The organism is Nocardia sp. KT25-26, from assembly GCF_056627695.1.
The window spans coordinates 1,841,953-1,866,238 of sequence record NZ_CM152813.1 but is presented as its reverse complement, the minus strand read 5'-3'; the positions used below and the strand labels follow the sequence as shown (position 1 = coordinate 1,866,238).

Sequence of the window (24,286 nt, the reverse complement as noted above, 5' to 3'; positions counted from 1 at the left end):
ACCGGGTCCGAGGAAACGAGCGGCGCCGGGAGGTGAGTCATCTGCGCGGCCTCGGTGGATTCGCCTGCCGAGTGCGGTGGCGCTGACGCACGGCGCGGCGGGGAGCACGCATGCCGTGCTGCCGTGCGGCCGGCGTTAGGCCCGCTTCGGCCAGGAGTTCACGACGGCGGGCCGTGCCTACACAGCACGGTTCGCGAAACCTGAGGGCGCCCTCCATCGCCCACAGCATCTCCGGGTCGAGACCCCGCACCCCGGCCGCCTGCATCCGCCGGTACGCCTCCGCCGGCCCCACTCGGGCCAGATCATCGAGCGTGGCCACCTCGGCACCGGCCAACATGGCCGCCGCAGCGGCGCCGAGTTCCCACCGGAATCCGTGCCGAACCCGAACCTTCAGATGCGCATCGCCCCTGACCTGTTCGGATTCCGCCCAGACGGCACACCGCAACATCTGGGGGTCCTCCGGCACGGCGGCGCGGGCCATGACCCGGGTACGGGCCTGTTCCGCCACACCCACCATGGACCGGAAGCGCTCGAATATCTGGATCTCGCCGTCGTATCCGTGCTCGTACGGGCCGAGATAGGCGTAGTCGCTGCCGCAGTTGCCCGTCGTCCGGAGCTCGGCGGCGGACAGCGCCCAGGCCCGAGCCTCGTCGGGTGAGCCCGGAGCCAGCACCAGCAGGCCGCGGCGACGCGCGATGCTGCCCGACTCCGGTCGGTGCCGGTAGTTCTCCCACCGACTCTCCGATGCCCCGGATTCGAGGAGCCGATCCAATCCGAACGTGCGCCATCGCACGGTGCCGCACAACCGGGCTCGACGTAGGCCCTTGCCGAGTGTTCCGGCCACCCGGTCGGTGACCGGAGTGCACCAACCGGGTGCCAGGACGATGGGATCGGCCGGATCGGCGTCGAACGGCGTAGGTGTGAGAAATCGCCGGTCGATGACCACAACCGTGCCCGGGCGAGCCTGGTAGGACAACCCCCACAGCAGCCGGGCCAGCAACCGGGCGCCGTGCTCGTCCGACAGCACATGCCAGGTGTCGTGGAATCTGTTCGTGCTGAACCGGGCACGCGTGCCGGGACGCAACGTGAGCACGGTATCCACCGGACCCGAGCGGACCCGGTGCCGATGCAGTTTGAGCCCGTCGGCGACGGTGCGGGCGGTAGCCGGGCGCTGCTGTTTCATCCCGATGATGACGCCACACCGGTCCACCTGAGTTCAACCGATTTTCGGGTCACTGGGGCGCCGATCGGCGAGCCGCATCACCCACCGGTACATCTCATCACCCGGCCCCAGCGCGTCACGGACCTCCTGCCGAACGAGCCTGCCGAACGCTGCCTTCAGGACGTCGTACGACCCGAGATAAGCCCACTCCCACAGCATGCTGTCGAAGTTGTACGCGGTCATCAAACGGTCGATCCGGAACCGGATCTCCTCGACCTCGTCCGGGGAGAGGCCGGCCTGTATGCGCAGCCGATCGATCGTTGCCACCCGGTCCTGCGGTGTGATCTCGGTGTCGAGGAAGGGCTCCAGCAGATCTCCCCACACGTCCGGGCGCTCGACTCGGAGGATCTCCTCCCGGAGACAGAACTCACGGAGCTCCTCGGCAGCACCGGCAGGTACGAACAACGTCTCACCGGATGTCAGTCGCACCTCGGGCGGCAAACACCGCCAGTCGACATCCCGCACATCGGCGACCGGGACCCGACCTGATGGGTGAACGCTCGCGAAAGGAATGTCATAGTCGGCGAACTCGATCCACCCGTTGCCGAACCGGACGTTCATCCGGGGAGGGTAACACCCGGGGTTTCATGAGAATGCGAAGGCTGGGCGGCGACCGATCGGACCATGAATACGATTGCTACTGGTTCACGTGACTGACCGTCTGTTTGCCGATCGACACTCGGGCGGATGGATTCTCCCGACACGCCGGTGCCCGCGATGAGCTCACAAGTCTTTGGGCCGCAGCGGGTTACCTCTTCTTTGTGTCGCACCTCCGAAGTACGATGGGAACATGAGTTCGAGCCCGTCCTTCACCCGACCCGAGGTCGCCGGTCAGTTGCTGACCGCGGCATCGGAGTGGCTCGAACGTCCGCTCACCCCGTTGTCCGATGACGAAATTCTGTGCCTGCTGCGCGATATCGAACAGTCCACCCGAATCCTCACTGCCGTGGGCCACCGGCTGATCATCGAGGCCGGCGATCGAGCGCTGCATTCCTCGGCTCGCACCGGGACCGGCACCGTCAAACGGCTGTTGGTCGAAACGCTGCGCCTGTCGGCTGCCGAGGCCGGCCGCCGGATCGCCGCAGCACACCAACTCGGGTCCTGGCACGATATGGCCGGCGAACCGACGCTGCCCCGGCATCCACACACCGCCGCCGCACAGGCAGCAGGAGAGATCTCGGCGGAACATGCCCGGGAGGTCGCCGCAGTACTGAAGCGCGTCCCCGGCTCCACACAGAACCCGGAATTCGAAGCCGCCGAACAGATTCTCGCCGACTACGCCCGCGAAGGAACACCCGAAGGCGTGAAGAAGGTCGGCGAGGCGATCCTCGCCCATGTGAACCCCGACGGCCGCAACACCGACGACAACGATCGCAAGCGCATGCGCGGCCTGTGGATCGGCGCCCAACGTGCCGACGGAATGACGCCGGTCCGTGGTGAGCTCACACCCACCCTCCGTGCCCTCATCGACCCGGTTCTCGACAAATTCGGCCGCCCGGGCACCAACAATCCCGACGACCCGGATTCGATCACCGGAACAGCAGACCGAACAGATCCGGCATCCTTGTCGGCTGCCGCCGCACGCGACACCCGCACCGCAACCCAGCGCAACCACGACGCGCTCCAGGCACTTCTCGAGCACGGCGTGAACCCGGCCCGGCTCGGCAGCTCGCGAGGACTTCCGGTCACCACGATCCTCACCATGAACGTCGAACAGGTCGAACACTCGGCCGGCGTCGCAACCACGGCCACCGGCGGCACCGTCCCGCTGCCCGAAGCCTTGAAACTGGCCGAACGCTCGCGCCCCTACCTGGCAGTGTTCGACCAGCACGGCCTACCGCTGCACCTCGGCCGTACCCGCCGCCTGGCCACGCCCGCCCAACGTCTCGCCCTCACCGCCTGGCTACACGGCTGCTCCCGCCCCGGTTGCGACACCCCGGCGTCCCGCTGCGCCGTCCACCACGTATCCGACTGGGCTACCGGCGGCCCCACCGACCTGAACAACCTCACCCTGGCCTGCGACCACTGCCACAGCCTGATCAACGACAGCACCACCGGCTGGCGCACCACACCGACTCGACCCCGTTCGAAACACCCCGGCCGCACCGCCTGGATTCCTCCAGCACACATCGACCCCACCCGGACGCCCAGGGTCAACCACCGGCATCACGCCGGCGAGCTGCTGACGCAGGCCATCTCGCGGATCCGGGCCGGGGATGAAGGGGAGGCCCAGCGCCGAATCGTGCGCCGAGGCAGAAGTCATGGGGAGTCCACGAGGCCCGATACGGACGGTCACCCAACCGTCCCGTAGTTGTCCGGCTCGACCGCTACAGTTGCCCGAGATCGGGTATGAGAAGGGGGATCAGGATGGGCTATCAGGGCAACCGGGGGGGTTCAACGGACCGCTACCACCCCGTGAGCCGGGCGCACCCGTGCCCCGACAACCCGATCCGGGGACCGCCGTAGCCGGGCCACCGATAGTCACAGCGACGCTGATTGCGTGGCCTTCCACTGCCCGGTGGATCCGGGCCGGTGGTAGTCGGTTCGATGTACCACCCGGTTCATCTGTGGTTCCCGGTCCCAATCGCTACGTAGGCTACGGTCCGATCAGGTAGCCGCAAACGGACCGATAGCCGTCCGGGCGAACACCCTGTCCACCTGTGCAGTGACATCGGTATCCCCACCTGTCGCGCCGGGCTCAGCGGTCAGCACACCCACGACCGCCTCCCGCGCAACCTCACTCAATTCCTCGTCGAGGGAGTCTTCATCGAGTGCCTCGAACACCACGAAGGGCGCAAGACGCAGCAGCCGCTTGAGGAAATCCCGAAGAACATGGCGCTGCGGCAGGCCCGTAAGGTCCATCCCGTTCCACACCCGCAGGATCGCCTTGATGAGGTGCGGACTACCGCCCAGGGCGACACGACGGGCATAGATCTGGTCGAACGCAGCCTCGCCGAGGATGTGCAGCGCCGCGTACGGGTCCGGGTCTCCCACCGAACACACGAGCTGGGCTCGCCACCACATCCTGCCGAATACGTGGCGGGTGAGGTCGGTGCCGAGCACTCGGTCTCCCGGCGGGTCCGGATACCGCCAGTTGGCGATGTCGGGCATCAATACCAGGGCCAGAAACGCCCACACGTCTCCTGACGCAGCCTCGGCCGGGGTGATCCGCATATCGCGATGCAAGAGCACCGCCAGACGCAGGTCGAACGCGGTCTTGTCCGCTACTGCAGGCGGACTCGGAAACCCGTATTCGGTGGCGAGATCCAGGACCGATTCACGCAACACCTGTAAACGATCCGCACCGATTCGAGTTCCACCGGTAGCCGAGAACACTGCTGCGTCATCGGTTGCGGCCCAGTTGCGGAGTAGGTCCTCCGCGCCCAGCGGCCGATACTCGGCTGCGAGAGTTTTTGCTCGCCCGGCCAACAACCTCGGATAGAGCAGGCTCACAGGACCCCCTCGAAGATCTTCACCGCCGCCTGCAGTTCGGAGGCGAACACCGCAGGAGATTCCGCCGCTCGAAGTCGAACATCCTGGATCGATCGTCCGGGAAACAACCGTTCGAACAGCTCCTGAAGCGTGGACCCCAACGACTCATCGATGAAGATCGCATCGTCGGCGAACTCGTCTATGCGCAGTGCATGATCGACCATGATACGTGCCACATCTGCATACAGCACCGAGAGCACCAGATGGTCCTGCGGAAGCGGCCGGCCGGCACGCTGTAACGCATCCGCGACAGCTGGCTTCTTCTCATTCACGAGCAGCAGCATCGACCCCATCGTGGCAGCATCCAAATTGGTTCCGATCTCGAGGTGCCATGCGGCTGCTTCGGGGATTACGGTGTTGGCGAAATCGACCACGGCAATCGGGAACTGAGGGGCATCGCCCTGGAGCCGGATGCTGTCTCGATCACTCCACAGCACGGAGCCGCCGCGACGTGCCGCAACAGGACGGTCGGTTCCTCGCCGACGGCGGGTCAGTACGAGCGAGGTGTCGAGCAGGAGGGTGCCGCCGAGATCTGCTCCCGACAGTTCGACATCGACCCTGACTCTTCCGTCCGGTGGTACCACCACCCGTGCGGCCGCGCCCCGTAGATTCGACCCGGTCGACGTCCACACGGCAGCAAGGGTGAGATCGGTATTGTCAGCGAGAGTCGCTTCGCTGCGTACCCGCACGAGATCGATGTCGAATTCCCGCCGCAGCCTGACATCTGTCTGATAATCCCAGTGTGGGTATGCCTCCGGTAGAGGTAGCTCATCGTCACCGATCACGAGCTTCCACTCGCCGGCTCGGATCGCCTCTGCAGACGGCTGCTTGTACGGGAGTACGCGGTGCGCCATCACCCCACCGCCTCAGTGAACAGCACGATGTCGGTCATAGTGTCGGCGGCAGGTTTGACCACTGCCCGCCACACCTTCCCGTCGCCACCTTCGATGACGAAGGTCGGCGCTTGATGGAGAGTGCCGTCCGGTGCCTGCCATCCGACCAAACCCGGCACATCGGCGCCGGATGGTGGATCCATTTCCAGACCGCCGTCCGAGGCCAGCGCCACCGCCACATCAGCGCTCACTCGTTGAGGAATTCCGGCAGGCAACGTGAACCGCTGCACTACGACAGCATTGCCCCAAAGGTCCTCGGGCTCGGGATTGCCTACATAGTCGACCCTGGGCCTCGGTTTGCGGGGTTGTGGCGCACTACCGTTCGAACCGCCCACAGCGCCGGAATCGCCCGTCTTGGTAGCTTCCTCGGAAGCGATTCTCCTACCACTGGGACGTCGCTTCGGCCGACCACGTTTAGGAGCGGCGGTATCGCCGGGACGACCGTATTCGGTGGCCGACCCGATCCCCCAGGCGCCGCCGACCAGCGGAGAGAGTCGATCGCTGGCTGCGCCGAGAGAGACGTTCGCAACTTCCGCGTTCCCACGTCCACGCAATTCGAGTGCCTGGTCGACGACCTCCTTCATGCGAGTGAAGGTGACCCGCACATGCGAACTGGCCGGGTGGTCGAGTGACTCCGGGTTCCAGCTGTCGTGTGTCGGAGGTTCGGCACCGGCGTAGGTCTCGTCCATCGATGCGTCGGCACGAAAAACGCCCGCATACGACATGATCTCGCTGGGCGGCCGGCGGCCGGCCCAATAGGTGACTACCAGCTCCGCAGGCCGCATCAGGCAGATGTGGTGCGCCATGCCGCCATCGAAGCCGGCCATCTCTGCCGCATGACTCGGCGCGAACGGGCTCGCCACCGTGCTGGTGAATCCCAACCTACCGAGCAGCTTCTTCTCTCGACCGTAGCGGAGTTCCTTCGCGTCATCACCGACCATCTGCTCATAGGCGGATACGAACAGTGCCAAGGGTTTGATCTCGATAGGCTCCGGAACCGGATAGCTTATTCCGTCACACGTCACCGCGAACTTCATCGGGAGTGAACCACTCGCGTCCGGAATCATCTTCGGCCACAGTTGGTAGGTCATCGTCTCGGCCAGGTACTCCGCTGCTGCAGCCGGCTCCCAGTCACCCAGATCAGGATCCACGATCACGACAGTCGTTCCGGTCTCCTCCGCGCCGAAAGGGCGCAGCCCCAACCGGGCCGCCATCGCATCTGCTGCCACGCCCACCAACGGTTCGATCACCGTCCCAGAATTGTCACCCCACCAGTGGCGTCCGGTGAACCTCTGCATCCCGTCCGGGCCAGGGGCGTCATAGCTGTTCCAGAGCGCTGCCCCCATCAAACGGGTCTCGAAGCGTCCCTCGAACCGGCATCGAGTGTGGACGAGGATCGTTCCGGCCTTCGACATGAGGTAGAGGATCCCCTTGCCGAATCCGTAGGTACCGCCGCCGAGTTTCTGGTCTCGAGGTTCACCGATGTTGCGAAGGAAGGCCACGAAGTCGCGTCCCCGGTCGGTGACCACATCGGCCCTCGTAGGTCCGCCGAGGCCGCGAGTGTTTCGATCGGAGACAGCAAGAACCCGAATCGTTGACCGCTGCAGCGTCTCGCGCAACGGCAACTGTTGTCGGGTGGGCGCCTTGCGGAGCACGTGATCACGCCACGCAGGCGCATCGGCAGCACTCACCGTCGTCAAGTCGAGACGGAAGTCGACTGTGGTGCCGTCCGATATGCGAGCGTCCCAACTATTCTGGGCCGCTTCGCGAACGAGAATCGTCATATGGTCCAGAGCAGGCTTTCCGAGCTGGTTGCGGATGCCCTCCGCGGCACTCGCACCTTCCGGGGGAAAGGGTTGAGACACCCACGCCGGACCCGTCACACCGCCTCCTCGATGAGTTCTCGCAGCCGTTCCTCCACGTCGATGTCGGTGATCGGACTAGGACTGTTACCACCGAGATCGATCGTGTAGTCGACCTCGGCGACGTTCGTAGCGATGCCGGCTGCCGCAAGATCGATGGTCGTCAACCGCGGGAACGCAACGTCGACCGAATACCACCGTTCCTCCACCACAGCGAACGAGGATGCTTGATAGTTGTCCCGGTCCGCCATCCGGAAACCGGCCGCGGCCAGGCGATCCAATACCGCACTCTCGTCGTCGGCCAAGGAAAGCACAGCACCGACCAGATCCAGCAGCCCGATTCCGTTCCGTTCTCTGCTCGTCAGCCGCAGCCACACCAGCTCGAGCCGGCCGTCCAGTGGAGCCTCCAACTGGTCGAGACCATGTATCCGCACCTTGCGGCCCTCGGTGGCAGTGGACGCCTTCACCTCGATGGCCACGCACTCGTTGGCGAAGTCATGCCGGTGCCCACTGGGTCCGGTCCACAGCCGATAGGCACTGCTGTCGCGTTCAAGTAGCCTGCGCAGCACGAGCAATTCACCGAACAGCCCCGCCTGACGGGCAGGACCCAACGGTGGCCCAGGGTTCAGACACAGAGCCCGCCAGCGATCAAGCACCGAGTTGAGCACCTTCAGCGGGATATCTCGGAGTTGTTCGACGGTATGCAGCACGTCTGCGCAGAGGTGGGCGAAGATGTCGTCGAGGTCTCGGCGCAGGCACACCAGGTCCGCATACATTCGCTGCCCGGAATCGCCCTCCAGCGGACGTTTCCGTAGACGAAGAACCGGACCGTCCAGTCCACTCCGGACGAGCTGGCTGTTCGTCATGGGGACCAAGAGTCGGCGGTTGCCATCGCAATCGATCCCTGTCAGCAGCGGCCCCAGGGCAGTGTGTACCGGCAGTGGTGCAACGGCAAGGGCCGATTCACTGCGTGGTGGGCGGGTGGCCAGGGCCGTCCACTGCTCGACGAATATCCGAGAGAGCGTCACGCGTCGTCCGCCTCGAGCGCGGTGAGGTCCTCCTCCTCGATATCGATGCCGGACAAATCGGCCGACACGTACCCGGTTTCCCACACCACCTGCGTGTCGGTGTCCTGCGGTGCTGGGAACACCAGACCGACACCGATCACGTGTTCAGGCGCATCCAGTTTCAGGCGCTTGGATTTCTGTCCCTGGACGGGCTCCGATACTCGGTCGATCGGATACAGCACGAGCAGGCCCGCGTCGGGCATCTGAGATTTCCGAGCCTGCTTGATCTCGTCCTCTGTCCACGCCCCCGTGTCACCGGTGAGATCTACGGCGGCGTCACGCCGGCTCATCAGCGTCTTGATGTCGACGAAACCGGGGTCGGTGGTGTTCAGCCGGGAGCGGACGACCCGGCCGACTGTCACGCCTGGAGCGAACGTGAAATCTCCGACATCGGATCCGACTGGGTTGCCGACGATCGCGACGTTCCAGCGACGGAGCGTCCCCGAGTTCCGGATCCGCTTCTCGATATAGGCCGCCATCAGCCCGCCGTCACACTCCTGCGACTTTTCGTGGAACTGGTAGTTGCGAAGGAACTCGACGACGTCAGAGGCGGCAACGTCGCGGATGACGTACCGTCCTGCAGCGGCACGCTCATCCACATTGCCCTGGGCAACGGCTTGCGCCACCAGCTTGCAAGCGGCCGTCTGGTTGTTCCGAAGCCATTCACCGTCGGTCCGAAAGTACCGCGTCTGCACCCGCAGCCCGCCGTACGCTGCCGCGGCAGTGACCGCGTCCTTCATTTTGGCCGCAGCTGTCACCCGCAATGCGGGGTGGGTGCGCAATCGAACGGCGAACTCGAGCGGGGTCTTCCCCTCGGTCATGTACACGTCGATGTCCCGGCGCATCTCCGTCTCGACGGTCGCAAGGTGCCGGAACCACTCCTCCAGTTCGGCAGTCATCCAGATCCGCGGCAGATCTGCATACCCGTGCCGGTAACCGAACCACCGCCCCATCTGCAACAACGTGTCGTACGTGGAGACCGATCGCACAAAGTAGCTGACGGCCAACCCCTCCAGCGTGAGTCCCCTCGACAGCGTGTTACCACCGACTGCAATCGCAACCACCGGGCCGTTCTCGTAGTCCAGTCGGTCCACACTCTCCGAGTTGTCCATGATCACCCGACAATCCCGAAGCACACCGGGCAACTCCCCCAGCAGTTGATCGAACTCAACCGGTACTTCCCCGAACTCGCCGGCAGGCACCCGGGCGGTTTCGCTCTCCCAGATCTCACGAAGCTCCGAGCGCAGTAACCGATCATCCGAACCGGCCAGAGTCTTCTGTTTGAGCGCTGTGAGCGGCTGGTAGAAGCTGTTGTGGACCGCGGTCCGAACACTGGTATGAATCAGCATCGTGCTGTGGGGGTTGCCGGTGCCCCGCACCCGACGCGCCGCCGTACTCAACCAGAAGTACAGCACCGACCGGCGCATCGTGTCGGTGATCTTCGGAAGGAAGTCTTCGGCGTCCTCCTTACCGGCCGGCCGCACCATCGCCACGTCGTCGTCCGGGACAGTGCGGATCATGTCGTAGCCGTCATCCACCTCTGTGGGATCCTCGCCATCCAGCGCGTAGCGGCCGAACAGGACCTCAGTTCCGAAGTGCCCGTCAGGTTTGGGCAGGTTGACGACGAAGTTCTCCGGATACAGGTCGTCAGCAGCAGGGTCGATCAGCAGGTTCGCGAACGGCGATGCCGTGTATCCGACGTAGGCCGACTTGGGCAGCGAGCCCAGCACGCCCCGGATCAGCGGATTGATCGACTTCGTAGCCACAGTCGCCTGGTCGGCTTCGTCGTCGATGATCAACGCAGGGCAGTCTGCGAGGTAGTCCGACGCGTCACCCAGCCACTTCACCAATTTGCGCAGGACAGTGGCGTTCTTCTTGACCACGCACAGCACGTGGGTCTTGTTCGCCTTACCGAAGAACCCGGCAGGGTTCGCAGTCGGATTGAAGTCCTGGTCCAGGTCGGTGATCTGCGACCACATGCTCGGGTTCGGCTCGACCAACTGCTGGATCAGGCGTGCCTGCGTCTGCCGGCGCAGCCCGTTGTGGATACCGGCCAGCACGATGAACAGCTTGTACCCACGGTCAGCAGCCTTCGCCATCACGGCCGTGAAGTTGGTGGTCTTCCCCGACTGCACGTAGCCGACCACCAACCCGCGAGTCGAGAACTCGGTCTCGCGTGGATGCCGGAGCAACGAAACGATGCGCGTGGACGAGTCGTCCAAACTGCTCACCGCACCATCCTCCCAACCCCGTTTTCCCAGGTCATCCACGAGTGAAGGCCACAGCTTGTCGCCCGGATGCGGGCCTGCGTACCAGGTCTCGAAGTTGTCCAGGACCACCGACTGCGGATCCCGCATCTCGGTGATCTGCAGCTTCTCCTGCTCGAATCGCTCCAGGATCCGTTTGACCACGTCGGGCGGGGCGAACAGTGACAGCTTCTTGATCGCCTCGGATGGCACATCCACGTCCAGGTAGGTCTTGAACGCCTCGTACTGCTGGTCGATCAGATCCACGCTCACTGCGTCTCTCCCGCTGTCTGCCGATACTCGCATCGTTGTTGGAGGCCACCCCCCCACGTACATCACCAACAGTAGACGGAACCGCCCGCTATCGATGTGGTTACGGGGAACGTCTCTGATCGCGGTCCTTCAATCCCATGCGCCGCCACTGGGCAGCGATTCTCAGGCCGGTACAGAACCCTGCCGTTGAATCAATCGCTCGGCGAAATTGTCGGCATCAGCCCACGAGCTACGCACCACTCGATTCAGCTCCTCGACATCCGGTCGAGATCCGAACAGGGCTTGCGCCAGCACATGCACACCCAACCTCGGCGGAATAGCGTTACCGATCTGTTGTGCGACGTCTCTTCCTGACCAGGGAAAATCATGCGGAAAGGTTTGCAGAATACCCGCATCGCGCTCATTCAAGTGGCGAATATAGGTCTCGTCCCGGTCAGCTTCGACGAGCCGGTTGCGCGATACCTTTCCCGTCACTGTATAGGCCGGCTCATGGTGCTGACGACGGCCACGGGCTTTGGGGTCCCCGCCCGTGCCATAGTTCGACACCACCGTGAACGGACGACTCAGTTGGAGCGCGTCCCCCATGGACACGTAGTCTCGGCGTTCATCGCCAATCATCGATAGGGCATGATCCCGTTGGCGGGTTGACGTATGCCGGAATGCCTTGTGCGTGGGCTCCGGCAGGTCAACTGAGCCTCCCAGCCTCGCGATCAAGATTGCGCGTCGGCGGGTTTGCGGAACGCCGAACTCTTCGGCACGAAGTACTGTCACCTTCGCCTGATACCCCTCGGCTTCCAGCACTTCTTTTACAGCATCCCAGACCGGTCGAACTGCGGGGACCTGTTCCAGCACAACTGCCCGATACGGTCTTCCCAGCCTCACCGCCTCCAGAACCCACTTCAGAGGCTCCACCACCAGGCCGGTTCGCTCGTCGTCGAGCTCCTGCAAGTCGGCGGCTACTGTCGCATCTCGCGCACCCATCCGCTTAACCATGTCACGGACCCGGTCTAGGGCCTCCCTACCTGCTCCAGCACCAGCCACCGAGAACGTCTGGCATGGCGGTCCTCCTACCAGCACATTCGCAGTCGGGAAGTGTTCGGGACCGCGGTCTGTAACGCTGGCGTGCTCGGTCTTGAGACCAGCCGCATCCCTTGTTGCCACAGCCTCGTCGTCCAACTCGATCCCGGTTGCGGGGACGCCCAACCACCTTGCCGCCACATCCAGCCCACCAGGCCCGGCAAACAGGTCGACTATCTCGTACGGCATGTCGACGGCAGAATCAACTGGCATGTTGTGAATACTACGGCCTGTCGGATCGAACGTCGGCGGTTCCCTTGACCTCCGGTCTCCGAGTCAGGGCAACGGTCCGACAGTGTCGCATGCTGGAGTGCACACACCTGCCTGCTACAGTGAATTACTGTGGTCTACAGCACCATTCGAACTCGACACAGCCCGACCAGCCTGCAGCCCGGCATACGTCGTCGCCCCAGATCGTGGGCACACCTGTGATCGAGCCACACGACATCCGACCCAGCTGCATGGCTTCCAGCCCCGCAGCTCCCGACCCCAGAAATCCCACGGAAGACGAGTGCATACACCATTGACCACAGACGATCTCATACTGACATTCGACCCTCAAACAGTTGACCACCTCGGCGCTCGGATGTATTCCCACCTTCCGAATGCACTCGCAGAACTTATCGCAAACGCGTACGATGCAGATGCAACCGAAATAGAAGTATTCATCGATGGATCGACATCCGTGCGCGTCAAGGACAATGGCCATGGCATGACCCGGACAGACGTGTCGGAAAAGTATCTACACATAGGACGAAACCGTAGGAGAACCGAGGCATCGAATTTCACTGAGAGCGGCCGTAGACGAGTCTCCGGAAAAAAGGGGCTCGGCAAACTTGCCCTGTTTGGAATAGGGAAGAATATATGCCTGACCACAACTCGAGCCAACTCGACATCCGCCGTACGGATAGAGATGTCCTACGACGACATGATGAACGCGAGCGGTACATACTCTCCCAAGGAGAGCACGCTGTCAGTAACCAAAGCAAGCCATGGAACGACCGTCGAACTAACCGAACTTAAGAGAAAGACCGCAATCGACGCCAGGAGCCTGGCGTCCAGTTTGGCGCGGCTATTCAACTATGCCGACTCCGACTTCCGCATAACCGTCATCCCTGCCGTCGGAGATCCCGTTTTAGTGAGCCCCGAATTGCGGCTCAATTCAATAGACCAAGAGTTCTCCTGGAGCCTCCCCGAATTCCTGTCCGACGATGATGATCTCCTCCTAAAAAAAGGGATCACGGGCCGAATTGTGTCTGCAAGAAAGCCTTTGACTTCAACGATGCGAGGAGTCACCCTCTACGCCAATGGCCGGATGGTGAATGAGCCAGAATTCTTCGGAAATTCCGAATCGAGCTACGCATACTCGTATTTGACTGGAAGCATCGTCGTCGACTTTATCGACGCCTCGAACGAAGACGTCATAGCCACGGACCGCAGGTCCCTCGACTGGGAAACCGAGGTTGCTACGTCACTGCGGCACGCTCTTCGAAACCTACTTAGCAGGCTCGTACAGGATTGGCGAAGCAAACGCTCGGAGGCCAACCGATCAGAACGCGAGAGCAAGCTCGGAATGTCAACAGACTCCTGGGTGGATTCCGTCAAGCCGAAACGCGATCGAGAGAACCTACGTAGGATGGTTGATGACATCACCTCCGACCAGTTGGACTTAACTGCAGCACAGCAGTTCGAACTACTGAAGGATCTAAATAAGCTGGCCCCAGAGAATGCCGAATACGTCTGGCGAAACATCCACCCAGAGATTCGCGATGCCACCGAGGATGCGTACAGGCGAGGCGCCTACTTCCAGGTACTTCAAGAAGCCATAAAGAGATACATCAGCATATCAAGAGAGAAATCTGGCGTAAATTCCGATGAAGCATGGGACGTTGTCAACGGTGCATTCGGTGCGACAAAAGGTCGACTATCGGTTTTCGCCCGGTACGCCAAACTCGGAATGTTCACCAAGAAATCGATCAACAACATCGAGAATGGACAGAAAGAGCTTTCAATAGGGATAGTTCAAGCCTTTAGAAACCCACTGGCACACGAAGAGGTTGAAGCACTCCAGAAATGCGGCGCATTCACGTTTCAAGACTGCCTCGATGCTTTGAGTCTCGTTTCCCACCTCACCAGGCGCCTCGATGATGCTCAGCTGCGGGCGCAAGAAACCCAATAGGACTTACCGACCTCACACCGGCAACAACCGCCCCACAACCTCCCCCAACTGCCGCACGTTCCGGCACTCGTGCATGTCGACAACCTCCGCGTACACCTCCGCCGCCGAATCCCCGGTCGCCCAGGAGCGGGCCGGTTCCGGGTTCAGCCAGTAGCCCTGTTTGACGCGCTCGAGCATCGTTTCCAGGGCGGCGAGGTTGGGGTCGGTGCGGTTGGTGCGGGCGTCGCCGAGGATCAGCAGGGAGGTGCGTGGGCCGAGGGCATCCAGGTACGAGTCCACGAAGCCTTGGAGTACTTCGCCGTAGTTGCTGCTGCCGAAGCGGGCCACCGTGGATTCGCGGACGATGCGGGCGGCGAGCCCGCCGGTCGGCGGTTCCCCCGGGGTGAAGAAGTCGGTGATTTCGGCGCAGTTGTCGACGAATCCGAAGCTGCGGACGCGGCTGAACTGGTCCTGCAGGGCCTGGACCAGTTGCAGGGTGAATTCGGCGAAACCGCTGACGGATCCGGAGAGGTCAGCCAGGACTACGAGGTCGGGGCGGCCGTGGCGGCGGGCACGCAGGACCGGGTCGACGGGAACGCCGCCGGTGGCCATGGAGCGGCGGAGGGTGCGGCGCAGGTCGATCCGGCCGCGGACGGCCTTGCGGCGGCGCACGGCGAGGCGGGTGGCGAGTTTGCGGGCCAGGGGGTGGACGAGGCGGCGCATCTCGGCGAGGTCCTGTTCCCGGGCTCCGAGGAAGTCGACTGCGTCGCTGCTGGTTTCGACGCCACGGCGGGCGATGTAGTCGGTGCCGCGGAGATCGGCGGAGCGCAGGCGGGCCTCGGTCTGCACCTGAGAGCGGAAGCGATCGACGCGGCGGCGGGCCTCGAGGGTGTGCACTGCGGTGTCGAATTGTCCGGTGCCGCCCATGGTCTGGGCGACCTGCTCGGAGATTTCGTCCGGGCGTATCGATTTCATCGTGAGGTAGGAGGACCAACCGGCACCGGAGGCAGTGGTGACCCGGCCGGCGCTCTCGCCGGCGCCACCGTAGGCGCCGAAGGTGTCGAGGGCCTCGCGGGCGAGTTCGGCGGTGTCGGTGCCTTGGACGAGGGCGGCAGTCAACCGTTCCTGAAGGGCTGCGGTGTCGGCGGCGGGTCCGGCCGGCGGGGTGGTGACGCCCAGGAAGTACAGGTCGAAGAGCTGGTCGAAGACAGTGCGCTGGCCGTTGCGTCGCAGCAGGCAGGCGGCGAGCCCGCTGCGGAGCTGCTCGGCGCGGGCGGCGGGCAACCGAGCACGCTCGGCCCGGGGCGCCCGGTAGAAGTCGACACCGCCGAGGAGTACCAGTGCCCGACCGGCATCGACGGTTTCACTGGGGCCGGCATGGATGCCGTGCTCACGCAGCAGAGTGACGAAGCCGACCAGGCGGTCAGCGGTAGTGCCGGTCGTGGCTTCGGCGCTCATTGCCGTACCCCTTCGAGCGGGTGGCCGCCGCGGGGCCGACGGTAGTCGGTGGTCATCGCGCTTCCACCGATTCGTCGTCGAGGGCCAGCCGCTCGCTCGCGATCCGATGATCCGACTGGTATTTCAACAGCACGCCCAGCGTGGACCGCACCACGGTGCCGGTCAGGCGCCGAGTGCCCAGCGCGACCAGGGTGCGAGCCCAGTCGACGGTCTCCGCGACCGACGGGGCCTTGCGCAACGGCAACTGCCGGAGTGCGCCGACGGTGCCGACCACCGATTCGGTGAGTTCGGCGGCCAACTCGGGCACCTGCATCCGCAGGATCGCGGTTTCGAGTTCCCGGCTCGGATAGTCGATGTGCAGGTAGAGGCAGCGCCGTTTCAGTGCCTCGGACAGGTCGCGGTTCGCGTTGGAGGTCAGCACGACGAAGGGGCGGCGGACGGCGGCGACGGTGCCCAGTTCGGGAATGCTGACCTGGAAGTCGCCGAGCACCTCCAGCAGCAGGCCCTCGAGTTCGACATCGGCTTTGTCGAGCTCGTCGATGAGCAGGACGGCAGGACCGGTGCTGCGGATCGCGGCGAGCAGCGGCCGAGCGAGCAGGAACTCCTCGGTGAAGACGTGGTCGCGGGTGCCGGCCCAGTCGGACTCGGTGGCCGCGGTGATGCGCAGCAGCTGTTTGGCATGGTTCCACTCGTAGAGCGCACGAGCTTCGTCGATGCCCTCGTAGCACTGCAGGCGAATCAGTTCGGCCGTGGCGGTGGCGGCCACCGCCTTCGCGAGCTCGGTCTTTCCGACGCCGGCGGGCCCCTCGATCAGCAGCGGTTTACCGAGCCGGTCGGCGAGGAACACCGCGGTGGCGACGTCGGTCGACGGCAGATACCCGGCATCGGTCAACTGCCGGGTCACCGCGTCCACCGACGAATAGAAGTTACTCATCGGTAGCCATTGTAGGCGGCATTCGAACCACCCATCTTCCCCGAGAACGGACTCGGGGTCGTCCCGGAGGGAAAACTCGTACCCAGGGTCGAAAAAACCCGCACATCCCCGGTCCGGTGTGTATTTTTCGCCACATCGGAGAGAGAGTGGATGGTGTCAGTCCCTACCAGGGAAAGGATTCACAATGTTCTCCCCCACCTCCACTGCGAGCCGGCGGAAACTGGCTCGTCTCGCTGTGGCAGGCACGCTCACCGTCGTCCCCCTCGCCGCAGTCACGGCACCGGCGACAGCGGATGCGGTGTCTCCGGGCGCTGCCGTGGTGGACGTCCGACACGGCCACGGGCACGGCCACGGTTACGATCATCGCGATCGCTGCGATCGCTACGACCACCGCGGCGGCTACCACGACCGGTGGAACGATCACCGCAACGACTGCCGGCCGGGCCACGACCGCGGCCACGGGCACGGCCACCACCACTACTGGTGGAGCCCATGGTTCCCGCACGGATTCGGCAGCTTCTGATCTGCCGGACCGCCTCATCCGATTCAGTGAACCGGCTCTCCGGCCGGGCGCCGGTTCACTACCGACCCTGGGCTCAGTACGGATGCTCGGCGACCTGGATCCGGCCCGCCTCGGCAGCCGCCGCCAGGGCCTGCCGATCCGCCAGGGTCTGGTCCGCGTAGGCCACCGCCCACTCCCCCATCGCCCGATCGAACACGTCCTTCTTGCCGAGGTATGCGCTGATGGCGACCCGGTCGCCGGAACGGGCGTGCGCCTCGGCCAGCACCCCACCGCACAATGCGGCGTACTCGGCAAGTTCGCTGTGCGTCATCGCGTCGACGTCGGCCGAACCCTTCATATCCCGCAGCTGACGCCAGTGGAAGTAGTGCCCGGCGGGGCCGGTCGCCCAACCGAGAAAGATATCGCTGGTAGTTTGCATCAGCCGCTGCCCGACGACGACGCGATGCCCCTGATGGTGGTACCGGCTGGGTTTGAGATGCTCGGCCAGCACCGATTCCTGCGCCTCCTTGACCTGGAGGAACAGTGGTGCGCCCGATTCCTCGTCCATCATCAGCACGATGAAGCAGCGGGTTCCGACGCTGCCGACACCGACCACCTTCATCGCCATGTCGACGAGCCGATAGCGGTTCAGCAACACCCGGCGCTCGTCCGGCAGGCTGCGCCGGTAGTCGGCGAACACGTGCTCGGTATCGGTCTGGTCGGCATTCTCGATCGGCACCAGCAGGGGCGGCTGGCTCTTGATCCGCGGTACGCCGTCGGCATCGGGTTCGGTGAGCTTGCGCAACGCCTGCAGGCTGGTGCGTTTGCGGGCACCTTCGATGCTCTTCTCGACCTGTTTGCGGTGTTTCGGCTTCTTGACCAGCTCGGCCACCCGGTCCGCGTCGACGTGCATGTACCAGACGGTGAGGCTGTCGGTTCCGGCCATCTGCGCCATGGTCTCGCGGTAGGCGCGGGCCGCGGATCGGGCGGCGTCCACCACCCGGTCGTGCGGGCACCCGTTGTCGCGGGCCGCGACGGCGACGCTGGCGGTGAGGCGTTTGACGTCCCATTCGAACGGGCCGGGCAGGGTTTCGTCGAAGTCGTTCAGGTCGAACACCAGATTGCGTTCGGGTGAGGCGTACAGGCCGAAGTTCGACAGGTGCGCATCGCCGCACAGTTGCACCTCCAGCCCGGTGTTCGGGCCGGCGGCGAGATCGGCGGCCATGATCGCCGGGGCGCCGCGCAGGAAGGAGAACGGGTTGTGCAGCATCCGGGCATACCGGATCGGGATCAGCGACGACACCCGCGTCTGCGCCTGCCGTTCCAGGATCGCTACCGGGTCGGTACGGTCCGGGCCGGCCGCCCACGTCCCGAGTTCGCTGCGGGAGACGCGGTTGCGCGCGGCCTTGCCCTCGGCGCGGGCGTCCCGGACGATATCGGCGGCGCGCACCCGGGACGTGGTGGCTCTGTTCATCGAGCAAGTGTCGCGCCGCCGGAGCCGACCGGCAAGGAACGGCGCGCCGGATACCGGGTCACCAACCGCGGCGACGCCATTCCGGCAGCGCCGGGCGTTCGGTGCCGAGGGTGGTGTCGTCGCCGTGGCCCGGGTATACGGCGGTGTCGTCGGGATAGCGGTCGAACAATTCGGTCGTGACATCGTGGTAGAGCGAGTCGAAATCGGCGGCGGTCGCCGTCTTGCCGACACCGCCCGGGAACAGGCTGTCTCCGGTGAACAGATGGGTGCGCCCGGCGGCATCGGTCAGGGCGAGCGCCACCGATCCCGGGGTGTGGCCGCGCAGGTGGATCACCGCGAACGACAGGGCGCCGATCGCGATGGTGTCGCCATGGGCCAGCAACCGGTCGGGGGTGACCGGCAGTGGTTCGGCATCGAGTTCGTGCGCGGCCGTGGCGATGCCGAGCCCCGCCACCTCCGGCAGCGCCCACCAGTGGTCGATGTGCTGATGGGTCGTGACGATGAGCTGCACCTGCCCGGGTGCTTCCTGGGCGATCAGCTCGCGCAGCCGCGGCGCATCGTTGGCGGCATCGATGAGCAGGGCCGCGCCGGTGCCGGTGTCCTGTACGAGGTAGCAGTTGTTGTCGACGCCGCCGACCGACATCTTGATGATCCGGGCACCCGGCACATCACGCTGCTGGGCGGCCTGTCCCGCGGATACGTGGCCGGTGTAGGGCTGGTCGATCGTGATCACGCGCCGATCGTAGCCAGCCGGTATTCGCGGTCCCACCGGACCGTCCGGGGTGTCCGGTAGTCTCGCCGGTGCCCCGCACAGCCGATGGCTCAGAGGATTTCCGCCGCATGACGTCGTTCACCGACACCGAGATCAGCGCGACCGCGGTCGCGGTCGCCCATTTCCGAGCCTTGGAGAGCAGCCGCGACGACGCACTGTTCGAGGACCGGTACGCCGCATCGTTCGTAGCGGCCTCCGGTCTGCCGCTGGGCAGTATCGGCCTGACGGAGGTGACCGCCGGGCGAGTATACGAATCGGTGGCGGTGCGCACGCACTGGCTGGATACCGCGGTACTGGATGCGGTCTCGGCCGGATGCCGGCAGGTGGTGTTGCTCGGGGCGGGCCTCGACACCCGTGCTCTGCGGCTCGACGTGCCGCCCGATACCCGTTTCTTCGAAGTCGATCTGCCGAAGGTGCTGTCCTTCAAACGCACAGTCCTCGCGGATCAGGTGCCGGCAGGCACCGGGAACTGCACCGACGTGCCCGCCGACCTCACCGATCCCGGCTGGTCGGATCGGCTCCTGGCCGCGGGCTTCGATCGCACCGCGCCGACGGTCTGGGTGGCCGAGGGGCTGCTGATCTATTTCGATGCGCCGACCAACGACCGGCTGATCACGGCACTCACCCAACTGTCGGCGCCGGGCAGTCGGTTCCTGTGCGGGCACTTCGGCACCGGCGCCCTGACCGAGGCACAGACCCGGGAGATGACCGAGCGAACCACCTCCGCCGGTTACGGTTTCCGATCGCATATCGCGGACCCGGCCGCCTGGCTGGCGCCGTGGGGGTGGTCGGTCGACGCCACGACGATCAAGGCGCACGGCGGCACGCTCGGCCGGGAACTGCCCTATGCCGAACAGCCCGGTCAGGAGATCGCCTGGCTGATCGCGGGGGAACGAACTCCCGTGTAGTGCGCGTGGTCGGCGAGTTCGATCCGCAGCCGATAGGCGGCGGCCGAGGAACGGGACGCCGCCCAGCAGACCCGCCGGGTCGGACGGAATTCGAAGCTGCGATCCAGCACCACATCCGGATGCTGGGCCCGAGCCCGGTTCCAGGTCTCCCCGTACCGGCGCAGCAGCCGATATCGGCGGACCCGGTCCCCCAGCACATGCCAGGCGTAGATCGCGGCGGAAACACCGGCCGAGGCGACCGCACAGAGCCCGAGCGCCAGCGAGATCACCTCCGCATTGCGGTGCCAGTAGTTGTCGATTCCGCGGTACTGCAGGACCAGATTGGTCACCTTGAACGCGCAGTACAGCAGGCCGAGGACGGCGGCGCCGGCGATACCGCCCAGCGCCCAGGCGAAGGGACCGCGCCGGACCCAGCAGAGTTCGCGCAGCACATATCCGGCACCGACGCCGGTGGCGACGGCCAGCGGCGTCAGATAGGTCGCCCAGTAACCGAGCACCGGTCCGGTCACCGCGAACTGGTTGCTCATATACGAGGTCGGGATCTCGGCCATCGGTGTCCGCAGGAACGTGCCGAGCATCGCTGCGACGATGACGGCGCCCGCAGCCAGTTGTGTCCTGACTCGGATGTCGCGGCCGGTGATGTAGGCGCACAGACCCAGAATCGGCAGCGCGGCCAGCGCTCCGAACGTCATCCCGGCCAGCGACATGATGTTGGTGACGCCGGTCCAGCGAGCCAGCACCGGATTGATCATCTCGTCGGTCACCACCCGGATCCGGCACAGTTTCGCGAGCCCCAGCAGCAACAGCAGTTGGGTGAGCGGATTGTCGAGCCCGGTCGAGCGGCCCCGGGGCGTCGTGGCGGTGCGGATCCGCTGCCCGGCCAGGACCAGCAGCAGCACGGGCACCACGGCGGTGACGGCGACACTCACACCGACCACCCGAAGACCCCGGCGGCCCGTTCCAGCATCCGGCGACGGCGGGGATCGATCGGCCGGTCCGGAAGCAGCGGCTTGTCCAGTTCGGCCGCCGCCTCCATCAGCAAGGTGGCGAACCATTCGGCCTGCCGTTCGACCGGTGTGTCGAAATTGCTGCGCAGGCAGGCCTGCTGCCGGAGCAGCCGCTCGACGACGGCCACCGGAATGTCCGGTGCCGTGCGCGAGTAGTACCCGAGCCGCTCCTCGGGTGCGATCTCGTGGCCCAGCACGATATGCCCGATCTCGTGTGCGACGATCCCGTCGCGCTGAATCGGTGGCACCCCGGCCCGGTATCGGACGAGATCCTTCTCCGGCAACGGAATCCAGATTCCGGAGAAGTCGTTGCCCTCGTATTCACCCAGCCCGGCGACGATTTCGATCGGCCGGTCCCGGCGCAGGCTCAGCTCGGCCACGAAATCCGCCATCGACCAGGGGCGGCGCAGTGGCATACCGGCGACGGCCCGTTGCGCTACGGCCCGGTCCGGATCGTCGTCACCGGTCGAGAGCTTCAAGGTATTCCGTCAATTCCCGCACCGCGCCGTCGTCGAGCGAATCCGAACTCGGGCGCAGTGCCAGGAAGGGTATCCGGCGGTCGCGCTGGACGAGCAGCAACCGCAGCTGCAGGTAGGTGCTGTAGTAGGCCGCCGGGTCGTCGGCGAGGAAGCCCGCCGGCATATCGAAGAACCGGGCGAGTGCGGCGAGCAGCGGGTCCCGCACCGGGCCGGCCCCGCTACTGCGCAACACCGAGATCTCCTCGGTGGTCACCGGGCTGCCGAGCGTCTCGGAGAGCGCTGCGGCCACGGCGGCAGTGGTGATTTCGGCACCGTCCGGGTCGATCATGGTGGCGAACAGCAGGTTCACCCGATCCTCCAGCGGGACGATGCGGCCGGTGGTGCTCAACGATCTTCTCCCTCGGACAAGCGGATCCGTTCCACCTTAGCCCGGCGGCGCCGGCTGAACCGGTCCACCCGGCCGGGTTCGAGGTCGCCCGCCCGGCCCGCGAGCCAGCGCCGGTACAGCTGCTCCTCCCGCTCGCTGCCGTCCGCTGCCGGTTCGGCCGCCAGCAGTGCGCCGATCAGTCGTTCGATCCGGTCCGGCAACCGGTTCCCGGGGCCGCCCGCCCGCTCGAGCACCTCGGTGGCCTGTGCCGCGGCCAGCCGGCCCACTGCGGTACCGAGTTGTTCGCGGACCTCTCGGGCCGCCACCGCGACCGGTTCGGGAAGGTCGGTGCGTTCACACAGCTGGAAACATCGGTCGGCCGCAGCGATCAGACTGTCCACCACATCGATATCGACCTCGATCCGCCGGAAGCCCAGCGGGTCGGGCAGCGGCCCCGGCGCCTGGGCGCCGGCCGGCTCGACGACAGCGGCCGTGGGTGCACCGCCGCGCAGCGCCGTACCCGAACTGCCCGGTGTCCAGCGCAACCCGACGTCCAGCAACTGCTGGGTGCGGTGGCTGGGCGGCGCGGTATCCGAGGCCGGGTTCTCGATGCGGGCCAGGGTGGCGACCGACGGCCCGCCCGCGGAGTGGACCTGTTTCCTGGTCAGGCCCAGCCGGTCCCGCCGTTCGGCGACGATCGCGCCGAAGCGCTTCTGCTGATCCCACGTCACCACGATCGGAACCCTATTCCACCGGGCGCCCGATCCGGTCCGTTCGTCCGGAAGTTTCGCCGCCGAGGACAACTCACAGACCAATCATGAACATCGATCCAGCAGATCATGCCGCCACCATCATCACATCTCGATATCATGTGAGTCTCATGATAGTTTCATGATCTCCGGATGGCATCCCCCTGGAACTCACGGTGCTGCCCACCGGACGAACAGTGCCGCCGGTGCACCGATCCGATCGTGAGGGGGCGGATCGGCGTACCCGGCCAGCACTGCCGATCTCCTCGTGCCCCGGACACACCTGTGGCCCGCTGATGCGCATCGGCGGGCCACAGGGTTTCGAACAGACGAACGACTCAGGCGGTCTCGGTGATCGGGCGATCGACCCAGCTCATCAGGCCGCGCAGCTTGGCGCCGGTGACCTCGATCGGGTGCTCGGCGTTCTGCTTGCGCAGACCCTCGAGCTCCTTGTTACCGCCCTCGACATTGGCGACCAGGCGCTTCACGAAGGTGCCGTCCTGGATGTCGGCGAGGATGGCCTTCATCCGCTCCTTGGTACCGGCGTCGATGACGCGCGGACCGGACAGGTAGCCACCGAACTCGGCGGTGTCGGAGACGGAGTAGTTCATCCGGGCGATGCCGCCCTCGTACATGAGGTCGACGATCAGCTTCAGCTCGTGCAGCACCTCGAAGTAGGCCATCTCCGGGGCGTAGCCGGCCTCGACCATGACCTCGAAACCGGTCTTGACCAGCTCTTCGGTGCCACCGCAGAGCACGGCCTGCTCACCGAACAGGTCGGTCTCGGTCTCTTCCTTGAAGGTGGTCTTGATGACGCCGGCACGGGTGCCGCCGATGCCCTTGGCGTAGGACAGCGCCAGCGCCTGGCCCTCACCCTTCGGATCCTGCTCGACCGCGATCAGGGCGGGCACGCCCTTGCCGTCGGAGAACTGCCGGCGCACCAAGTGGCCGGGGCCCTTCGGCGCGACCATCGCGACGGTGACATTCGCCGGCGGCTTGATCAGGCCGAAGTGGATGTTGAGGCCGTGGCCGAAGAACAGCGCATCGCCGTCCTTCAGGTTCGGCTCGATGTCATTGGTGAAGATCGACGCCTGCGCGGTGTCGGGGGCCAGCACCATGATCACGTCGGCCCACTCGGCGACCTCGGCGGGGGTGCCGACGGTCAGCCCGGCCTCCTCGGCCTTCGGCCGCGACTTGGAGCCCTCGGCGAGGCCGACGCGCACGTCGACGCCGGAGTCACGCAGGCTCAGCGAGTGCGCGTGGCCCTGGCTGCCGTAGCCGATCACGGCGACCTTGCGACCCTGGATGATCGACAGGTCGGCGTCGTCGTCGTAGAACATCTCGAC

Annotated in this window: 21 protein-coding genes; 4 read left to right on the top strand and 17 right to left on the bottom strand. The window is 65.3% G+C overall.

Annotated features, from left to right (window positions below):
- Positions 1–37: 37 nt before the first annotated feature.
- Complete coding sequence (locus tag AC1HFH_RS08515; protein WP_480246886.1) at positions 38–1,183, bottom strand: TfoX/Sxy family DNA transformation protein; 1,146 nt, start codon at positions 1,181–1,183, stop codon at positions 38–40.
- A gap of 33 nt (positions 1,184–1,216) precedes the next feature.
- A complete protein-coding gene (locus AC1HFH_RS08510; protein ID WP_480246885.1) occupies positions 1,217–1,783 on the bottom strand; it encodes a hypothetical protein in 567 nt (188 codons plus the stop codon).
- Positions 1,784–2,012: 229 nt separating this feature from the next.
- Between AC1HFH_RS08510 and AC1HFH_RS08505 the strand changes: the two genes are divergently transcribed.
- Positions 2,013–3,533, top strand: coding sequence for an HNH endonuclease signature motif containing protein (locus tag AC1HFH_RS08505; RefSeq protein WP_480246884.1), 1,521 nt, complete (start codon positions 2,013–2,015; stop codon positions 3,531–3,533).
- Positions 3,534–3,829: 296 nt separating this feature from the next.
- On the opposite strand, the gene AC1HFH_RS08500 is transcribed toward AC1HFH_RS08505, so the two are convergent.
- From AC1HFH_RS08500 to AC1HFH_RS08475, 6 genes are all read right to left on the bottom strand, one after another.
- Positions 3,830–4,675, bottom strand: a complete 846-nt coding sequence (locus AC1HFH_RS08500) for a DUF6339 family protein (RefSeq protein ID WP_480246883.1) — start codon at positions 4,673–4,675, stop codon at positions 3,830–3,832.
- The gene (locus AC1HFH_RS08495; protein WP_480246882.1) at positions 4,672–5,568 is read right to left on the bottom strand and encodes a hypothetical protein; all 897 of its coding nucleotides are present in this window, start codon (positions 5,566–5,568) and stop codon (positions 4,672–4,674) included. The genes AC1HFH_RS08500 and AC1HFH_RS08495 overlap by 4 nt, the downstream gene beginning before the upstream one ends.
- A complete protein-coding gene (locus tag AC1HFH_RS08490; protein ID WP_480246881.1) occupies positions 5,568–7,391 on the bottom strand; it encodes a hypothetical protein in 1,824 nt (607 codons plus the stop codon). The genes AC1HFH_RS08495 and AC1HFH_RS08490 overlap by 1 nt, the downstream gene beginning before the upstream one ends.
- Before the next feature lie 95 nt (positions 7,392–7,486).
- Positions 7,487–8,335, bottom strand: coding sequence for a PD-(D/E)XK motif protein (locus AC1HFH_RS08485; protein WP_480246880.1), 849 nt, complete (start codon positions 8,333–8,335; stop codon positions 7,487–7,489).
- A 158-nt stretch (positions 8,336–8,493) separates the two neighbouring features.
- Positions 8,494–11,049 carry a Z1 domain-containing protein gene (locus AC1HFH_RS08480; protein ID WP_480246879.1) on the bottom strand — a complete coding sequence of 852 codons (2,556 nt, stop codon included), beginning with the start codon at positions 11,047–11,049 and terminating at the stop codon, positions 8,494–8,496.
- Positions 11,050–11,217: 168 nt separating this feature from the next.
- Positions 11,218–12,345 carry a DNA cytosine methyltransferase gene (locus AC1HFH_RS08475; protein WP_480246878.1) on the bottom strand — a complete coding sequence of 376 codons (1,128 nt, stop codon included), beginning with the start codon at positions 12,343–12,345 and terminating at the stop codon, positions 11,218–11,220.
- 310 nt (positions 12,346–12,655) lie between these two features.
- Between AC1HFH_RS08475 and AC1HFH_RS08470 the strand changes: the two genes are divergently transcribed.
- The gene (locus AC1HFH_RS08470) at positions 12,656–14,311 is read left to right on the top strand and encodes a TIGR02391 family protein (RefSeq protein WP_480246877.1); all 1,656 of its coding nucleotides are present in this window, start codon (positions 12,656–12,658) and stop codon (positions 14,309–14,311) included.
- Between the two features lie 12 nt (positions 14,312–14,323).
- Here the strand turns inward: AC1HFH_RS08470 and AC1HFH_RS08465 are convergent, their stop codons facing one another.
- Entirely contained in the window at positions 14,324–15,748 is a 1,425-nt protein-coding gene (locus AC1HFH_RS08465) for a vWA domain-containing protein (protein ID WP_480246876.1), read from the bottom strand.
- Positions 15,749–15,800: 52 nt separating this feature from the next.
- The gene (locus AC1HFH_RS08460; protein WP_480246875.1) at positions 15,801–16,682 is read right to left on the bottom strand and encodes an AAA family ATPase; all 882 of its coding nucleotides are present in this window, start codon (positions 16,680–16,682) and stop codon (positions 15,801–15,803) included.
- A gap of 184 nt (positions 16,683–16,866) precedes the next feature.
- On the opposite strand from AC1HFH_RS08460, the gene AC1HFH_RS08455 reads away from it, so the two are divergent.
- Positions 16,867–17,205 (top strand): hypothetical protein, encoded by a 339-nt coding sequence (locus AC1HFH_RS08455; protein WP_480246874.1) that lies wholly within the window; start codon positions 16,867–16,869, stop codon positions 17,203–17,205.
- A 73-nt stretch (positions 17,206–17,278) separates the two neighbouring features.
- Here the strand turns inward: AC1HFH_RS08455 and AC1HFH_RS08450 are convergent, their stop codons facing one another.
- Both AC1HFH_RS08450 and AC1HFH_RS08445 read right to left on the bottom strand, forming a co-directional pair.
- Complete coding sequence (locus tag AC1HFH_RS08450; protein WP_480246873.1) at positions 17,279–18,658, bottom strand: DUF2252 domain-containing protein; 1,380 nt, start codon at positions 18,656–18,658, stop codon at positions 17,279–17,281.
- Between the two features lie 58 nt (positions 18,659–18,716).
- Complete coding sequence (locus AC1HFH_RS08445) at positions 18,717–19,391, bottom strand: MBL fold metallo-hydrolase (RefSeq protein WP_480246872.1); 675 nt, start codon at positions 19,389–19,391, stop codon at positions 18,717–18,719.
- A gap of 107 nt (positions 19,392–19,498) precedes the next feature.
- Between AC1HFH_RS08445 and AC1HFH_RS08440 the strand changes: the two genes are divergently transcribed.
- Positions 19,499–20,338 (top strand): class I SAM-dependent methyltransferase, encoded by an 840-nt coding sequence (locus AC1HFH_RS08440; RefSeq protein ID WP_480246871.1) that lies wholly within the window; start codon positions 19,499–19,501, stop codon positions 20,336–20,338.
- Here AC1HFH_RS08440 and AC1HFH_RS08435 read toward each other — a convergent pair.
- The 5 genes from AC1HFH_RS08435 to ilvC all read right to left on the bottom strand — a co-directional run bounded on the left by AC1HFH_RS08435 (position 20,293) and on the right by ilvC (position 24,280).
- Positions 20,293–21,267, bottom strand: coding sequence for a hypothetical protein (locus AC1HFH_RS08435; RefSeq protein ID WP_480246870.1), 975 nt, complete (start codon positions 21,265–21,267; stop codon positions 20,293–20,295). The genes AC1HFH_RS08440 and AC1HFH_RS08435 overlap by 46 nt on opposite strands.
- Complete coding sequence (locus AC1HFH_RS08430; protein ID WP_480246869.1) at positions 21,264–21,824, bottom strand: hypothetical protein; 561 nt, start codon at positions 21,822–21,824, stop codon at positions 21,264–21,266. Before AC1HFH_RS08430 ends, AC1HFH_RS08435 begins: the two co-directional genes overlap by 4 nt.
- Positions 21,805–22,212, bottom strand: a complete 408-nt coding sequence (locus AC1HFH_RS08425; protein WP_480246868.1) for a hypothetical protein — start codon at positions 22,210–22,212, stop codon at positions 21,805–21,807. Before AC1HFH_RS08425 ends, AC1HFH_RS08430 begins: the two co-directional genes overlap by 20 nt.
- The gene (locus AC1HFH_RS08420) at positions 22,209–22,925 is read right to left on the bottom strand and encodes a hypothetical protein (protein ID WP_480246867.1); all 717 of its coding nucleotides are present in this window, start codon (positions 22,923–22,925) and stop codon (positions 22,209–22,211) included. Before AC1HFH_RS08420 ends, AC1HFH_RS08425 begins: the two co-directional genes overlap by 4 nt.
- 353 nt (positions 22,926–23,278) lie before the next feature.
- On the bottom strand, positions 23,279–24,280 hold the full coding sequence (gene ilvC, locus AC1HFH_RS08415) for a ketol-acid reductoisomerase (RefSeq protein ID WP_480247775.1): 1,002 nt from the start codon (positions 24,278–24,280) through the stop codon (positions 23,279–23,281).
- Positions 24,281–24,286 lie beyond the last annotated feature (6 nt).

What these genes read in the sequence shown, in the direction of transcription:
- AC1HFH_RS08440 (WP_480246871.1), top strand. Translation starts at nt 19,499, where the DNA reads ATGACGTCGTTCACCGACACCGAGATCAGCGCGACCGCGGTCGCGGTC.
- AC1HFH_RS08510 (WP_480246885.1), bottom strand. Translation starts at nt 1,783, where the DNA reads ATGAACGTCCGGTTCGGCAACGGGTGGATCGAGTTCGCCGACTATGAC.
- AC1HFH_RS08485 (WP_480246880.1), bottom strand. Translation starts at nt 8,335, where the DNA reads ATGACGAACAGCCAGCTCGTCCGGAGTGGACTGGACGGTCCGGTTCTT.
- AC1HFH_RS08460 (WP_480246875.1), bottom strand. Translation starts at nt 16,682, where the DNA reads ATGAGTAACTTCTATTCGTCGGTGGACGCGGTGACCCGGCAGTTGACC.
- AC1HFH_RS08505 (WP_480246884.1), top strand. Translation starts at nt 2,013, where the DNA reads ATGAGTTCGAGCCCGTCCTTCACCCGACCCGAGGTCGCCGGTCAGTTG.
- AC1HFH_RS08465 (WP_480246876.1), bottom strand. Translation starts at nt 15,748, where the DNA reads ATGAGCGCCGAAGCCACGACCGGCACTACCGCTGACCGCCTGGTCGGC.
- AC1HFH_RS08495 (WP_480246882.1), bottom strand. Translation starts at nt 5,568, where the DNA reads ATGGCGCACCGCGTACTCCCGTACAAGCAGCCGTCTGCAGAGGCGATC.
- AC1HFH_RS08455 (WP_480246874.1), top strand. Translation starts at nt 16,867, where the DNA reads ATGTTCTCCCCCACCTCCACTGCGAGCCGGCGGAAACTGGCTCGTCTC.
- AC1HFH_RS08515 (WP_480246886.1), bottom strand. Translation starts at nt 1,183, where the DNA reads ATGAAACAGCAGCGCCCGGCTACCGCCCGCACCGTCGCCGACGGGCTC.
- AC1HFH_RS08490 (WP_480246881.1), bottom strand. Translation starts at nt 7,391, where the DNA reads ATGACGATTCTCGTTCGCGAAGCGGCCCAGAATAGTTGGGACGCTCGC.
- ilvC (WP_480247775.1), bottom strand. Translation starts at nt 24,280, where the DNA reads ATGTTCTACGACGACGACGCCGACCTGTCGATCATCCAGGGTCGCAAG.
- AC1HFH_RS08475 (WP_480246878.1), bottom strand. Translation starts at nt 12,345, where the DNA reads ATGCCAGTTGATTCTGCCGTCGACATGCCGTACGAGATAGTCGACCTG.
- AC1HFH_RS08450 (WP_480246873.1), bottom strand. Translation starts at nt 18,658, where the DNA reads ATGAACAGAGCCACCACGTCCCGGGTGCGCGCCGCCGATATCGTCCGG.